Origin of the sequence: Mycobacterium sp. 360MFTsu5.1 (assembly GCF_000383495.1) — a bacterium.
Classification (GTDB): Bacteria; Actinomycetota; Actinomycetes; order Mycobacteriales; family Mycobacteriaceae; genus Mycobacterium; species Mycobacterium mucogenicum_B.
In genome coordinates this window covers 625643-640521 of the sequence record NZ_KB911462.1, presented here as the reverse complement: position 1 = coordinate 640521, position 14879 = coordinate 625643, and the positions used below count along the sequence as shown (strand labels likewise).

The window sequence follows — 14879 nt, the reverse complement described above, 5'->3', positions numbered from 1 at the left end:
GGTAGACCGAGGGGCAATCGCGGGCTACCGATAAACCGAGCAGTTCACCCTGCGTCGCGCTCCGGCAACGTGATTCGTCGCTCGATGCCGATCGCATCGAGAAAGCGCTCGTCGTGGCTGACCACGATGAAGGCACCCCGGTAGGCGTTCAGCGCCGACTCCAGTTGCGCGACGCTCACCAGGTCGAGGTTGTTGGTCGGTTCGTCGAGCAGCAACAGATGCGGCGCTGGTTCGGCGTACAGCACGCAGGCCAGCGTCGCACGTAGCCGCTCCCCGCCGGACAGCACCGACACCGGCAGATCAATCCTGTTGTCCTGGAACAGGAACTGCGCCAACAGGTGCCGCCTGCGGGTGATGCTCAAGGTCGGCGCCCAGGACATCAGGTTCTCCAGGACGCTGCGCTGCTCGTCCAGCAGGTCGAGCCGCTGCGACAGGTAGGCGATGCGGCCGTCGCCGCGGGTCAGCGTGCCGGTATCGGGCCGGAGGTCGCCGTTGATCATCCGCAGCAGTGTGGACTTGCCCGCACCGTTGTGGCCGGTCAGCGCGATCCGTTCGGGTCCGCGGACATCGATATCGATTCCGTTGTCGGCGAACAGCATTCGGTCACCACGCTGGATGTTCAGGCCCCTCGCGCTCAGCACCGTCCGGCCTGCGGGCACGGCGGTGTCCGGCAGGTCGAGGGCGATGACATCGTCGTCGCGCACCGCGCGCTCGGCGGCATCGAGGCGCGCCCGGGCATCGTCGACGCGCTGGGAGTGGACCTCGTCGGCGCGGCCTGCCGACTCCTGGGCATTGCGCTTGAGCTTTCCGGCAATGATTTTCGGCAGACCGGCATCCTTCACGTTGCGGGCCGCGGTGCCGGCCCGGCGGGCGGCGCGTTCGCGGGCCTGCTGCATCTGTCGCTTCTGCAGCTTCAGTTGCGACTCCGCGTTACGCATCTCATCGACAGCCGCTCGCTGCAATTCAGCGATCGCATCCTGGTACGCCGTGAAGTTACCGCCGTAGAACTGGACGTCACCGTCACGCAGTTCGGCGATGCGGTCCATGCGGTCCAGCAGCGCACGGTCATGACTGATCAGCAGCAGAACGCCTGGATAGCGGTCCAGCTCGTCGTAGAGCCGTTGCCGTGCAGCGGAATCCAGGTTGTTGGTGGGCTCGTCGAGAAGCAGAACATCGGGCCGCCGCAGCAATTGCGCAGCCAGGCCGAGGGTGACGACCTCGCCGCCCGACAGCGTGCCGAGCACCCGGTCGAGCGGGACGTCGAGACCGAGCCGGGCCAGCTGCGCCGTGCTGCGTTCCTCGATGTCCCAGTCGTCACCGATGGTGGCGAACACGGCCTCGGATGCGTCACCCTCTGCGAGCGCCGTCAAAGCAGCCAAAACGGGTGCCACACCGAGCATTTCCGCGACGGTCAGATCGGTGGCGAACGGCAGTGTCTGCGGCAGGTAGCCGAGCGTGCCGTCGACGGTCACGCCGCCACTGGTCGGCTGCAGTTCTCCGGCAATGAGTTTGAGCAGCGTGCTCTTGCCGGCACCGTTGGGCGCAACAAGTCCGGTGTGACCGGCACCGACAGTGAACGACAGATCCGAGAACACTTCGGTTCCCTCGGGCCAGGAAAACGACAAATGGGAACAGGTGATAGAAGACATGCAAAAGCTCTCGTGAGAGTGACAGGGCGAGGGCGTTCTCCGGTTATCCGGAGATGTCTTCTCCCAGCATGTTTTCGGCCCACCTCGGTTGACAGCAATTGCAAAACCCACAGTACTCACGGGCGCAACTGATTTATTGCCGCTCAGTACCCCCGCAGCTGATCCAGCTGTCGCCGTTCACGTTTGGTGGGGCGACCCGCTCCCCTATCGCGGACCGGCACGGCAGGCATCGTCTCCTTGGCCGGTGGCGGCGGGCTGCGGTCGATCAGGCATTCCGGCACGACGGCCGCGCCGACCCGCTTGGCGATCGGGCGGATGACCTCGACGATGCGCTCGCGGCCCTCGAGCCGGACCCGGACCTCGTCGCCCGGGCTGACCAGCTGCGCCGGTTTGACGGTGGCGCCGTTGACGCGGACGTGGCCGGCCCGGCAGGCGGCGGCCGCCAAAGACCGGGTCTTGGTGATCCGGACGGCGAAAATCCAGCTGTCGACGCGGACGCTACTCAACTTGTCAGATACCGCCGCAGCATCTCGGTGACGGCAGTGATGTCCGCCGTCGTCACGCGCTCGTCGACCTTGTGTGCCAGGTTCGGGTCGCCCGGCCCGTAGTTGACGGCCGGAATACCAAGGGCGGCAAAGCGTGCCACGTCGGTCCAGCCGTACTTGGCCCGAACCTGTCCCCCGGCTGCGGCCACGAGCGCGGCGGCGGCCGGTTGCGTCAGACCGGGCAGCGCACCCGCGGCGGAGTCGGTGAGCTCGATGCGCACGTCGAGACCGGCAAAGACCTCGTGCACGTGCGCCAGGGCCTGCTCGACGCTGCGGTCCGGCGCGAACCGGAAGTTGACGGTGACCGACGCGGCGTCGGGGATGACGTTGCCGGCGATGCCACCGTCGATGCGGACCGCGGACAGTCCCTCGCGGTAGACGCAGCCGTCGATGTCGACCGAGCGCGGCTGGTAGGCCGTCAGCCGCTCGAGCACCGCGCCGAGCTTGTGAATGGCGTTGTCCCCCAGCCAGGATCGCGCCGAATGCGCACGCGTGCCGGTGGCGTGGATGATGACGCGCAAGGTCCCCTGGCAGCCGGCTTCGATGAGGCCGCCCGACGGTTCCCCGAGGATCGCGACGTCGGCCGTGAGCCAGTCGGGCAGTTCCCGTTCGATGCGGCCGAGACCGTTGGCGCTGGACTCGATCTCCTCGCAGTCGTACATGACAAGGGTGATGTCATGCGTCGGCTCGGCGATGGTGGCGGCCAGGTGCAGGAACACCGCGTCGCCGGCCTTCATGTCGGAGGTGCCACAGCCCCAGAGCTCGCCACCCTCGAGGCGGCTCGGCAGGTTGTCTGCCGCGGGGACGGTATCGGTGTGGCCGGCCAGCAGCACCCGCGACGGCCGGCCCAGGTTGGTCCGGGCCAGCACCGCGTCGCCGTTGCGGATCACCTCGAAGTGCGGAGCCTGGGCCTTGAGTGCAGCCTCGATCTCGTCGGCGATGAGCTGCTCGTGCCGCGATTCGCTGGGAATGTCGACCAGGGCGGCGGTCAGAGCGATCGGGTCGGCGGTGAGATCCAGCATCCAGCCAGAGTAGCCGGTCGCCTATCTCCCGCGAGCAGACGTAAAACTGTCGTTTTCCCGACGAAAACGACAGTTTTGCGTCTGCTCGCGAGGTGAAGGTGCCCCGGTTCAGGCGACGGTGCGCAAGGCCCGGATTGCCGGGGCCGTCGAGGCGCCGAGCAGCGTCGAGCGGTCGGCCGGGTAGCGCACGTCGATGACGGCATCGTCGCCGAACCGGTAGGGCTTGCCAAGAATCAAGCCCGCCAACTGCTTTCGCATCCGGGACAGCTCGGCCCGCACCGTCACCACTCGGCTTCGGTCACCGTAGAGGTCCTCGGCGAGCTCCGAAGCCGACCTCCCATTCCGGTGGATCGCGAGCACCAGCAGGATTTCGGCGTGCCGCAGCGAGATGTCATGGCGCCACCCACCGAACTGCCCGGCCATCTCCAGGACCGGAGCACCGCGCAGGTCCAGGACGACGCGGGTGGCGGTCGCGTCGTCGTCGGCCGCGGCGATCGATGGCCGGACCAGCCAACCGCCGGGCAGCATCTCGACGTCGCAGCGCCCGAGGGTCGGGATCCACGCCCGCCCCGGGGCCAGTTCGTCGGGCAGCAGTATCCGGTTGTGCAGCGGCATCTGGTCGACGGCGGCCACCCAGCCGTCGGCGTCGACCGCCAGCGCCGGACTGCCGATGCGGGCCAGGATGGGCGCGGCGACCATCCGCAACCGATTCAGCGTCCCCTCGTGCTGCTCGCGCAGGTGCGCTTCGGCCAGGCGGGCGACAGCGTCGACGAGCGCGACGGTGGTCGGATGCACCGTCGCGGCCGGGCCGGAGACGTCGACGACGCCGATGACCTGCCCGGTGCGCGGATCGCGGACCGGGGCGCCCGCACAGGTCCAGGCGTGGTGGCTGCGCAGGAAATGCTCGGCGGAGAACACCTGCACGGCCCGGTTGGACGCCAGCGCGGTCCCGATGGCGTTGGTGCCGACGGCACCCTCACCCCAGTTGGCGCCCTCGACGAATCCGAGCCGGTCGGCCTTACCGAGCACCGCCGCGGACCCGGACCGCCACAGCACGCGGCCCCGCGCGTCGGCCAGCACGAGGATGTTGTCCCCTTCGGCGACAATGGATTCCAGGCCGCGGGACACATCGTCGAGCACGGCGAGCAGACCCGATGACTTGCGCAGCGCATCCAGCCCGGACGATTCGATGACCGGCGGAATGTGGGTGTCGGGGTTGACGCCGCGGGCCAGCATCCGCTGCCACGACTCGCCGATCACGTCGCGGGGCCGTGCCGGGGCACGCCCGCCGGACATGGTCGCGTCGTAGACAGCCGACATCAACCGCGCGTAACTGCGCGGGTCCTCGCCAACAGCTACCGCTGGTTCAGGCACGGCCGGACTCTGCATCAAGGCCGATTGTGCTCCGCATGTCAGCGATAAACCAGGCCGCCGTCGATCAGACCGGCCTGCCCCGTCATGTAGTCGGCGTCGGGTCCGGCCAGATACGACACGAACCCGGCGACATCATCCGGGGTTTCCGCACGGCCCAGGGCGATTCCGCCGACGAACTTCGCGTACGTCTCGCCGACCGGGGCGCCGGTGAGTTCGGCGAACCGCTTGTCGATCTCCACCCACATGTCGGTGCCCACGACGCCGGGGCAGTAGGCGTTGACGGTGATGCCGTCGGCGGCGTGTTCCTTGGCGGCGGCCTGGGTCAGGGCGCGCACGGCGAATTTGGTGGCGCTGTACGGCCCCAGCATGGCGAAGCCGTCGTGCCCGGCGATCGACGAGGCGTTGATGATCTTGCTGATCTTGCCTTGCGCCTGGTTCCCGAGTTCCTTGAATTTCGCGACCGCGGCCTGAATGCCCCACAGCACGCCGTCGACGTTGATCGACCACAACCGCTGCAGGTCCTCCGGTGTGACGTCGGCAAGCGGGCCGACCAGCGCGACACCGGCGTTGTTGACCATGATGTCGAGCCCGCCGAGTTCGGTCGCCACGTAGTCGACGGCAGCGAACACCTGGTCCCGATCACTGACATCGGCGACGAAAGTGGTGAACTTGCAGCCGATTTCGGATACCTCGGCGGCCACCTCCGCCAACGGATCGGCTTCGACGTCGACGAGCGCGACGTCGGCGCCGTCCCGTGCCAGCCGCAGCGCGATACCGCGCCCGATGCCACGTCCGGCCCCGGTGACCAGGGCTACCTTCCCCGCCAATGCCATTGCTGTTTCTCCGCTCATCGTGTCGGGTCGACCAGAACCTTCATCTTGTTCCCCGCATGCAGGGCCTCGAATCCTTCGGCAACCACGTCACCGATCGGAATCTGGGCCACCCAGCCGGTGGTGTCGTAGGCACCTCGTGCCATCAATGCGATGACGGCCTCGAAGTCGGCGCCCGTGTAGCACAGCGAGCCCTGGATGCGGGACTCGTTCATCACCAGGTTCAAAAGCGGTGTCTGCAGCGGCTTTTCGTAGATCGCGACGCTCACCATCGGCTTGCGGGATCCGACACAGGCCAGTGCCGTCTCCACGGCGGGAGTGACGCCGGCGGCGTCGAACACCGCGTCGGCACCGGCGCCGTAGGTGTGGTCGGCGATGAAGCCGGGCACGTCGACAACCGTCGGGTCGAGTGTGACGGCACCGAGCGCTTCGATGGCGGCCCGCCGCGTGGGCGACGGCTCGACGACGAAGACTTCCTGAAGTCCCTTGCCGCGCAAGGCGAACCACAATCCGATGCCGATGGGTCCGGCGCCGAAGACCATCGCGTTATCACCGGGGTTGACGTCGCCGAGGGTCGCCGCGTGGTAGGCCACCGACATCGGTTCGACGAGCGCTCCGAGTTCCAGCGAGACGTTGTCGGGCAACCGGTGCAGCATGTTCGTCGGCACCACGGTGTACTCGGCCATGCCGCCGTCGGACATCAGGCCGTGAAAGCCGATCTGCTGGCAGACGTTGTAGTTGCCGGCCGCACACGGGCCGCAGTGGCCGCATTTGTAGATCGGTTCGACGGCCACCCGGTCACCCTCGCGCCAGTCCGTGACGCCGGCGCCGACGGCGGTGATGGTGCCGGAGAACTCGTGGCCCAGCGTGAGCGGCAGTTCCTGATGGGTCAGCGGATGCGGTTGTGTGGGGACGAAGATGGGGCCGGCGTAGTACTCGTGCAGGTCGGTGCCGCAGATGCCGTTGAAGCCGACCTGCAGTTGCACCTGGCCCGGCCCGGGAGCCGGGATGGCGACGTCCTCGACCGAGACTTTGTTGGGTCCGTAGTAGACAGCTGCTCTCATGCGACCAGTTGTATGTGACCGCGGCCACACTCCAACAGAGTTGCAGAAGGTTGCAACGCTGCAACGTGGTGCAACTCTTGTCGGGGGTTGCGCCCTGGCTGTGTCCTGAGTCACATGACCGCAACACTGGAACCCACCACCGCCATCTCGCCGCAGCAGCGCGTCGAGGCCTGGCTCGCCAACTTCGAAGCGGCACTGGCCGCACAGGACATCGACGGCGTCGTCGGAATGTTCGCCGTCGACAGCTTCTGGCGCGACCTCGTCGCCTTCACCTGGAACATCAAGACCGTCGAGGGTCGTGACCAGATCGCCGGCATGCTGCGCGCCCGGCTGGCCGACACCACCCCGTCCGGGTTCCGGACGCGTGAACCCGCCACCGCCGACGGCGACGTGACGTCGGCGTTCATCGAGTTCGAGACGGCCACCGGGCGCGGCTCGGGCCACCTGCGGCTGCGCGGCGACGAAGGTTGGACGCTGCTGACCACGCTGCAGGAACTCAAGGGCCACGAGGAGCGCAAGGGCGCGACGCGGGTGCTCGGCGCGGTGCACGGGTCCGACCCCGACCCGCGCTCGTGGGCCGAGAAGCGCGCCGAGGAAGAAGCGACGCTCGGGCGCGAGAAGCAGCCCTATGTGCTGGTGATCGGCGGTGGCCAGGGCGGTATCGCACTCGGTGCCCGGCTGCGTCAGCTCGGGGTGCCGTCCATCGTCGTCGACAAGCACGAGCGGCCCGGCGACCAGTGGCGTAAGCGGTACAAGTCGCTGTGCCTGCACGACCCCGTCTGGTACGACCACCTGCCCTACCTGCCGTTCCCCGCCAACTGGCCGGTGTTCGCGCCGAAGGACAAGGTCGGCGACTGGCTCGAGTTCTACACCAAGGTGATGGAGGTGCCGTACTGGTCGCGCACCGAATGCGTCTCGGCCACTTACGATTCCGCTTCCGGCCGGTGGACCGTCGAGGTGAATCGCGATGGCGAGCGCCTGACTCTGCACCCGACGCAACTGGTGCTGGCGACCGGGATGTCCGGAAAGCCCAGCGTGCCAACACTTCCGGGCCAGGACATCTTCGCCGGCGAACAGCACCACTCGAGTCAGCACCCGGGTCCGGATCGGTACGTCGGTAAGAAGGTCGTCGTCGTGGGGTCGAACAACTCCGCGCACGACATCTGCAAAGCGCTGTACGAGAACGGCGTCGACGTGACGATGCTGCAGCGCTCGTCGACGCACGTCGTCAAGTCGGATTCGCTGATGGAGCTGGGCCTCGGCGACCTGTACTCGGAGCGCGCGGTGGCCGCCGGCATGACGACCGAGAAGGCCGACCTGACCTTCGCATCACTGCCCTACGCCATCATGGCCGACTTCCAGCGACCGATCTACGACGCAATCCGGGAGCGGGACAAGGACTTCTACGCACGACTGGAGGCCGCCGGCTTCGAGCTGGACTTCGGCGACGACGACTCCGGCCTGTTCATGAAGTACCTGCGGCGCGGCTCGGGCTACTACATCGACGTCGGCGCGTGCGAGCTGGTGGCCGACGGTTCGATCAAGCTGGCACACGGCCAGGTGTCGCACCTCACCGAGAACTCCGTGGTGCTGGCGGACGGCATCGAACTGCCGGCCGACGTCGTCGTCTATGCGACCGGCTACGGCTCGATGAACGGCTGGGCCGCCGACCTCATGGGCCAGGATATCGCCGACCGGGTCGGCAAGGTGTGGGGCCTGGGCAGCGGGACCGCCAAGGACCCCGGCCCGTGGGAGGGCGAGCAGCGCAACATGTGGAAGCCGACGCAGCAGGAGAACCTGTGGTTCCACGGCGGCAACCTGCACCAGTCGCGGCACTACTCGCTGTACCTGGCACTGCAGCTCAAGGCCCGGTACGAAGGCATCCCGACGCCGGTATACGGCCTGCAAGAGGTCCATCACCTGCAGTGAGCCCTGTTTCTCCCCGCGAGCAGACGCAAAACTGTCGATTTCACGGCGTCAACGACAGTTTTGCGTCTGCTCGCGAGTGGGTGGTGACCCCAACTCGGCGAGGGGTCAGTAGCCTTTAGCAACGTGACTTCTGCATCTGGCATCGGCATCGCCACCATCACCGCCGACGGAACCGTCCTCGACACCTGGTTCCCGGCACCCGAACTGAACGCCGACGCCGCGGCCGGCCCGGTCCCCGCTGAGCTGGAAGCCCTCGTCGGCACCGACGAGGATCGCGGCGTGCGCACCGAGATCGTGCGCACCACCATCGCCTCGCTCGACGACAAGCCCGCCGACACGCACGATGTCTGGCTGCGTCTGCACCTGCTGTCGCACCGCCTGATCGCGCCCCACGGCGCCAACATGGACGGCATCTTCGGCCTGCTGACCAACGTGGTGTGGACCAACTTCGGCCCCTGCGCCGTCGAGGGTTTCGAGACCGTCCGCGCCAAGCTGCGTCGCCGCGGCACGGTCACCGTGTTCGGCGTCGACAAGTTCCCCCGCATGGTCGACTACGTGCTGCCGTCGGGCGTGCGCATCGCCGACGCCGACCGCGTCCGGCTGGGTGCGCACCTGGCGTCGGGCACCACCGTCATGCACGAGGGCTTCGTGAACTTCAACGCCGGCACCCTGGGCACGTCGATGGTCGAGGGCCGCATCTCGGCGGGCGTCGTCGTCGATGACGGCTCCGACGTCGGTGGCGGCGCGTCGATCATGGGCACGCTGTCGGGTGGCGGCAAGGAGGTCATCTCGGTGGGCAAGCGCTGCCTGCTGGGTGCCAACGCGGGCCTGGGCATCTCGCTGGGCGACGACTGCGTCATCGAGGCCGGCCTGTACGTCACCGGCGGTACCAAGGTGACCACCGCCGACGGTCAGACCGTCAAGGCCAAGGAGCTGTCCGGCTCGAACAACCTGCTGTTCCGCCGGAACTCGGTCAGCGGTGCGGTCGAGGTGGTCAAGCGCGACGGCACCGGCATCACGCTCAACGAGGCGCTGCACGCCAACTAGTTCTGCACGCCGAGCCTGAGCCGGTATTCCGGCTCGGGCTCGGCTTTTTCATGCCCAGGGGCCGACGCCCGTCACCTTCTCGATGGTGATGCGAGTGAGGTATCCGGGCGGCGCGCCCGCCGGCGGGAACTTGCCGTTGAACTCCGGCGCCATCACGTTGGTCAGCCTGGTCAGCACTTCAGGTGCCCCACCCTCGACGATGCGGGCGGTACCGCTGATCGCGAGGTACGGATTCACTGATGCAGCACCCCGGTCGGTGCCGATGATGGTGACCGCGACGCGCGGGTCGCGGCGCATGTTGCGCAGCTTCTTGTAGTCGCCGAGGTGCGCACTGACCAGTTCGTCGCCCTGCAGTTCGACCCACACCACCGAAACCTGCGGGCTGCCATCGGCATTCAGAGTCACGAGCGTCGCGTTGGCCCCGTCGCCGATGACGGCACGGGCTTCGTCTGTGAGTTGCATGGGATCTACAAGGCCGCGGCGGCGTGTGGCATTCCCGCCGAGAATGAGCTGGTGCGCGTGGATCCGCACGCCGCGTACGGAACCGCACAGTCGGCGCCATCGGGGATATCGTCGCCGGGAAGTTGGAGGTTTTCCCCCAGGGACATCGGCGCACATTCATCACTAGCGTCAATCCGGTGAGCACGACGACCGGCGACGCGGACACCTTGACACCTACCGACCCCGACGAGATCTCGGCACCCGAATGGACCGGCGCGCAGAAGCTGGCGTTCCGGCTGTTCTTCACCATCGGCGGCGGAATCCTGATCCTCTCGGTGTACGGCAATCTGGGCCTGAGCGTATTGATGGCCCCGCTTCTTCAAGGGCTCGCAAACCTGGGCAGTTTCGTGACCCGGGGCGAGGGCGCATACCTGAACATCAACGGCGGCGCCGATTCCATGGCGGAGTGGTGCCTGCACCTCGGCTGGATCCTGGTGGCTCTGGTGATCACCGCGGTGTGGACTGCGCTGGACCGGCATCGGCCGAACTACCGCAGCCTTGCCGCACTGCTGCTGGTGTTCGCCCGGTTCGGTCTGGCCGTCTCGATGCTGCTCTACGGTCTGGCCAAGCTCATTCCGACGCAGATGGCCTACATGATGCTGCCCGGCTACCAGATCCAGATGGTCGGCGACGTCAGCATGATGAACACGCTGTGGGGTTTCATGGGCGCCTCTGACCCCTACTCGATGGCCGCCGGTCTGGTCGAATTCGTCGCCGGTGTCCTGCTGCTGTGGCGGCGAACGTGGCTGCTGGGCGCACTGATCGCGATCGTGGCCATGGGCCAGGTGTTCCTGCTCAACCTCTTCTACGACGTCCCGGTGAAGCTGGTGTCCGGCCAGCTGCTGTTCATCGCCATCGCGATCACCACGCCGTACTGGAAAAGCCTGGCTCGAACGGTATTCCAGCTTGGCACTCCCGAACCGGTCGCGCTGTGGCCGGCGTTGGGTTCCGGCACGCAGTGGTTGCGCCGGACCGGAACCGTGGCGAAGTTCACCATCGCCGGCGTCGTCACCGTGCTGGTCGCGACGTTCAGCGTCGTTACCTACCAGCAAATTCGGCACCCGGAATCGGACATCGACGGAGTCTGGCGCGCAACGTCATTCACCGTGGCAGGCGAGCAGGCGACGCTGCAGCAGACCTCGCCGGCGCCATGGACGAATGTCGCGATCGCCGACCGGGTCGACGACTACTCGAGCTTCGTCACCCAGGTCCCGGCGGGCTACGTGACCGTCTATCAGTTCGAGATCCGCGACGACCGACTGGAGATCAAGAGGCACGAATCGGATTCGCCCATCGTGCTGCACTTTCGTCTGGATGGTCCCGACCGGCTGATGTTGACCGGCATGGTCGACGGCAAGCGCATCGAGGGCGACTACCAGCGACGGCACATGCAGCGCAGCGAATCTCACTTCCGGCTGATCCAGCCGGAGACCGAGGGTGGACCGGCCAGTCGTCTGCCCTAGACGAGGAGCTTCTTCTGCACCTTGCCCATGGCGTTACGCGGCAGGCTGTCGACGAGGCGCACCTCGCGCGGCCGCTTGTGCACCGAAAGCTGTTGCGCGACAAAGTCGATGAGTTCCTGCGACGACGCCGACCCGACCACGAACGCGACGATGCGCTGCCCCAGGTCATCGTCGGGCACACCGACCACCGCGGCCTCCGATACACCCGGGTGGCCCAGCAGGACGGTCTCGATCTCACCGGCGCCGACCCGGAAACCACCGGATTTGATCAGGTCCACCGATTCGCGGCCGACGATGCGGTGCATGCCCTCGGCGTCGATGACCGCGACGTCGCCCGTGCGGTACCAGCCGTCGTCGCCCAGCACCTCGGCCGTCGCCTCGGGCCGGTTCAGGTAGCCGCTGAAGATCGTCGGCGCCGAGACCTCCAGGCGGCCAATGGTTTCCCCGTCGTGGCGCACCGGCGTCCCGTCGTCGGAGACCAGCCGGGTCTGCACCCCGTCGAGCGGTAGTCCGACCCAACCGGGCCGACGTTCGCCGTCGACGCGCGTGGACAGGGTGATGAGGGACTCGGTGCTGCCGTAGCGTTCCACCGGCGCATGCCCGGTGAGGCGCACGAGATCGTCGAACACCGGCACCGGCAGCGCCGCGCTGCCGGACACCAGCAGGCGGGCACCCCGCAGCGCTTCAGCGGCCGCGGCGTCGGCCACTACCCGCGACCACACCGTCGGTACCCCGAAGTACAGCGAGCCGCCCGCCGCGGCGTACGCGGCCGCCGTGGGTTTTCCGGTGTGTACAAAGCGATTTCCGATCCGCAGCGAGCCCAGCAGCCCGAGGATCAGGCCGTGCACGTGGAACAGCGGAAGTCCGTGCACCAGGGTGTCGGCGGGGGTCCAGGCCCAGGCCTTGGCCAGCGCGTCGATGTCGGCGGCGATGGCGCGACGGCTGATCACGACGCCCTTGGGCAGCCCAGTGGTACCGGAGGTGTACATCACCATGGCGGTCGAATCCGGCGACGGCTCGGCGTAGCGATGCCAGGACCGGGCGTGCAGCCGCACCGGAATGTGTGGCAGCCCTTCGCTTTCGTCAGGCACCTCGCCCAGCCACGCCTGCGCGCCGGAATCGGTGATCATGTGCCGGCGTTCGGCCGCACCGACATCGGCCGGCACCGGAACCACCGGCACCCCCGCGATGAGGCAGCCGGCGATCGCCAGCACCGTCTTGGCGGTGGGCCGTGCCAGGACGGCGACCAGCGACGCCCCCGCGACCCGCTCGGCGACCGATGTCGCAGCCCCGACCAGATCGCTGCGTGACAGCACCGCGCCGTCGATACGTACCGCGTCTTCGAGGTCGTGTCCGGCAGCGACGACGGCGGGGTTCAAAGAGGTCAGCAGCACATCGCGAGGCTACTCGCCTATCCGATTCCAGCGAAGGACCCGCGTCATAAATGACTCGCGCTCAGCCGTCGACGCCAATAGGTTCGATGCCGTGAGGGCGGAACATCGTCCGTTCGGCAGGGCAACCGGGGACCAGCGACAATGAAGTTTCTCGTGACCGGCAGTTCGGGTCACCTGGGTGAAGCGCTGATGCTGCGCTTGCAGCAGACGAACCACGAGGTCGTCGGCCTCGATACGACAGCGTCGGTCTTCACCCGCCACCAGGCATCGGTCACCGACCCGGTGGCCGTCGCCGAAGCGATACGCGGGGTCGATGCCGTCGTGCACACCGCGACGCTGCACAAGCCGCACGTCGCGACCCACACCCGGCAGGAATTCGTCGATACGAACATCACCGGCACGCTCAACCTGCTCGAGCACGCGGTCGCGGCCGGGGTGGCCCGATTCGTCTACACCAGCACGACGAGCGCATTCGGGGACGCACTGGTTCCTGCCGCGCACGAACCCGCCGCGTGGATCACCGAGGACGTCGCGGACAGACCCAAGAACATCTACGGCGTCACCAAGGCGGCCGCCGAAGACCTGTGTGAGCTCTTCGCCCGCCGACAGGGACTTCCCTGCGTGGTGTTGCGGACGTCGCGGTTCTTCCCGGAGGCGGATGACAACAAGGACATTCGCGACCACTACGACGACAGCAACGCGAAGGTCAACGAGTTCCTTTACCGCCGTGTCGATCTCGAAGACGTGGTGGAAGCCCATCTGCGTGCCATCGAGCGCGCGCCAGACATCGGCTTCGGGCGCTACATCATCAGCGCGACCTCGCCCTTCACCGTGGCCGATCTGCCGCAGCTGCGGCTGGACGCGCCGGCGGTCGTGGCGCGTCACCTGCCTCGGTACGTCGACGAATACCGGCGCCGCGGCTGGACCATGTTCCCGTCGATTGATCGGGTCTACGTCAACGACCGCGCCAGGCACGATCTGGGTTGGCACCCGCGCCACACCTTCGCCGAGCTGATCGAGCGACTCGAACAGGATCGCGAATTCCGCAGTGCTCTCACCCAGTCCGTCGGCTCGAAGGGTTACCACGCGGAGGTCTTCTCCGATGGCCCATACCCGGTCGAATAGCGGCACTCCGCGATACTGGAGTTGTGATCGAACGCGTCGGCTCCCGTGAGGTCTATCGCAACGCCTGGATGTCGGTGCGCGAAGACGACATCCGCCGCCCCGACGGCACCACCGGCATCTACGGGGTGGTGGACAAACCCACATACGCACTGGTGATCGCCCGCGACGGCGACCGGTACCGCATGGTGGAACAGTTCCGCTATCCAATCGGGTTGCGGCGCTGGGAATTTGTGCAGGGCACCGCGCCGGGCACCTTGGCTGGGGACGAGCCCGCGCCCGCTGATCTGGCCGCGCAGGAACTCCGCGAGGAGACGGGACTGCGCGCCGAGACGTGGCAGGTGCTGGGCCAGCTCGACGTCGCCCCCGGAATGTGCAGCCAACGCGGCTGGGCCTACCTCGCGACCGGCATCACCGAAGGTGAGCACGAACGCGAGCACGAAGAGCAGGACATGCACAGCGAGTGGTTCACCGCCGATCAGATCGAGGACATGATCCGCCGCGGCGAGATCACCGATGCACAATCGTTGGCGGCGTGGACATTGTTGCGGTTGCATACGGGTCGATAAGCGATCCTGCCAACTCCGGTAAACATCGCGCCACCTGGGATGACGCCGTTTCGGGCGCCTGTTGATCTGGGCATGGCACCCAGCAGGAGGCAACGGCATGAAAACGATGAGTAGTAGTAGACGGCAGGCGGTGGGCCGTTACGTTCTCGCGGGCGCACTCGGAGTCGGAGTCCTGGTGTCTCCGATCGTGTGGTCGTTCGCCGAGGACACGCAGAAGGCGCTGCCGGAAACCGTTGTGGCATCGCACAACAACCACGGCATCGATCAGCTGCAGTGGCTCCAGGACATCCAGCCGCACGCGCAGGCGCCACGGGTCGACACCACGGTGCACCAGAGCCAGTAATCGGCTTCCCCAACCGACGACGTTGCG

Annotated in this window: 14 protein-coding genes; 6 read left to right on the top strand and 8 right to left on the bottom strand. The window is 67.2% G+C overall.

From position 1 onward, the window contains the following. Window positions 1-44: 44 nt before the first annotated feature. The 6 genes from H289_RS0103375 to H289_RS0103350 form a co-directional block, all read right to left on the bottom strand. Window positions 45-1649, bottom strand: coding sequence for an ABC-F family ATP-binding cassette domain-containing protein (locus H289_RS0103375; RefSeq protein WP_029104740.1), 1605 nt, complete (start codon window positions 1647-1649; stop codon window positions 45-47). Window positions 1650-1792: 143 nt separating this feature from the next. After that, on the bottom strand, window positions 1793-2155 hold the full coding sequence (locus H289_RS0103370; RefSeq protein WP_020099340.1) for an RNA-binding S4 domain-containing protein: 363 nt from the start codon (window positions 2153-2155) through the stop codon (window positions 1793-1795). Then, the gene (gene dapE, locus H289_RS0103365; RefSeq protein ID WP_020099339.1) at window positions 2152-3216 is read right to left on the bottom strand and encodes a succinyl-diaminopimelate desuccinylase; all 1065 of its coding nucleotides are present in this window, start codon (window positions 3214-3216) and stop codon (window positions 2152-2154) included. Before dapE ends, H289_RS0103370 begins: the two co-directional genes overlap by 4 nt. 108 nt (window positions 3217-3324) lie before the next feature. Beyond that, complete coding sequence (locus tag H289_RS0103360) at window positions 3325-4605, bottom strand: GAF domain-containing protein (protein ID WP_029104739.1); 1281 nt, start codon at window positions 4603-4605, stop codon at window positions 3325-3327. Window positions 4606-4628: 23 nt separating this feature from the next. After that, window positions 4629-5423: an acetoin reductase gene (locus tag H289_RS0103355; RefSeq protein ID WP_020099337.1), complete on the bottom strand. Its 795-nt coding sequence runs from the start codon at window positions 5421-5423 to the stop codon at window positions 4629-4631. A 14-nt stretch (window positions 5424-5437) separates the two neighbouring features. Further along, entirely contained in the window at window positions 5438-6484 is a 1047-nt protein-coding gene (locus tag H289_RS0103350; RefSeq protein ID WP_020099336.1) for a 2,3-butanediol dehydrogenase, read from the bottom strand. A 114-nt stretch (window positions 6485-6598) separates the two neighbouring features. Here H289_RS0103350 and H289_RS0103345 point away from each other — a divergent pair, with 114 nt between their 5' ends. Together H289_RS0103345 and dapD are read left to right on the top strand one after the other, a co-directional pair. Further along, window positions 6599-8413: an NAD(P)/FAD-dependent oxidoreductase gene (locus H289_RS0103345; protein WP_020099335.1), complete on the top strand. Its 1815-nt coding sequence runs from the start codon at window positions 6599-6601 to the stop codon at window positions 8411-8413. A gap of 123 nt (window positions 8414-8536) precedes the next feature. After that, a complete protein-coding gene (gene dapD / locus H289_RS0103340; RefSeq protein ID WP_020099334.1) occupies window positions 8537-9460 on the top strand; it encodes a 2,3,4,5-tetrahydropyridine-2,6-dicarboxylate N-succinyltransferase in 924 nt (307 codons plus the stop codon). A 48-nt stretch (window positions 9461-9508) separates the two neighbouring features. Here dapD and H289_RS0103335 read toward each other — a convergent pair whose 3' ends face one another. Beyond that, complete coding sequence (locus tag H289_RS0103335) at window positions 9509-9922, bottom strand: TIGR03618 family F420-dependent PPOX class oxidoreductase (protein WP_020099333.1); 414 nt, start codon at window positions 9920-9922, stop codon at window positions 9509-9511. A 158-nt stretch (window positions 9923-10080) separates the two neighbouring features. Between H289_RS0103335 and H289_RS0103330 the strand changes: the two genes are divergently transcribed. Further along, window positions 10081-11424 carry a hypothetical protein gene (locus H289_RS0103330; protein ID WP_502685693.1) on the top strand — a complete coding sequence of 448 codons (1344 nt, stop codon included), beginning with the start codon at window positions 10081-10083 and terminating at the stop codon, window positions 11422-11424. Here the strand turns inward: H289_RS0103330 and H289_RS0103325 are convergent. Further along, on the bottom strand, window positions 11421-12818 hold the full coding sequence (locus H289_RS0103325) for an acyl-CoA synthetase (protein ID WP_020099331.1): 1398 nt from the start codon (window positions 12816-12818) through the stop codon (window positions 11421-11423). The genes H289_RS0103330 and H289_RS0103325 overlap by 4 nt on opposite strands. A gap of 141 nt (window positions 12819-12959) precedes the next feature. Here H289_RS0103325 and H289_RS0103320 point away from each other — a divergent pair, with 141 nt between their 5' ends. From H289_RS0103320 to H289_RS29590, 3 genes are all read left to right on the top strand, one after another. Continuing rightward, window positions 12960-13943, top strand: coding sequence for an NAD-dependent epimerase/dehydratase family protein (locus tag H289_RS0103320; protein ID WP_020099330.1), 984 nt, complete (start codon window positions 12960-12962; stop codon window positions 13941-13943). A 23-nt stretch (window positions 13944-13966) separates the two neighbouring features. After that, window positions 13967-14509: an NUDIX domain-containing protein gene (locus H289_RS0103315; RefSeq protein WP_020099329.1), complete on the top strand. Its 543-nt coding sequence runs from the start codon at window positions 13967-13969 to the stop codon at window positions 14507-14509. Window positions 14510-14615: 106 nt separating this feature from the next. Further along, on the top strand, window positions 14616-14852 hold the full coding sequence (locus H289_RS29590) for a hypothetical protein (RefSeq protein ID WP_138158331.1): 237 nt from the start codon (window positions 14616-14618) through the stop codon (window positions 14850-14852). Window positions 14853-14879: the final 27 nt, after the last annotated feature.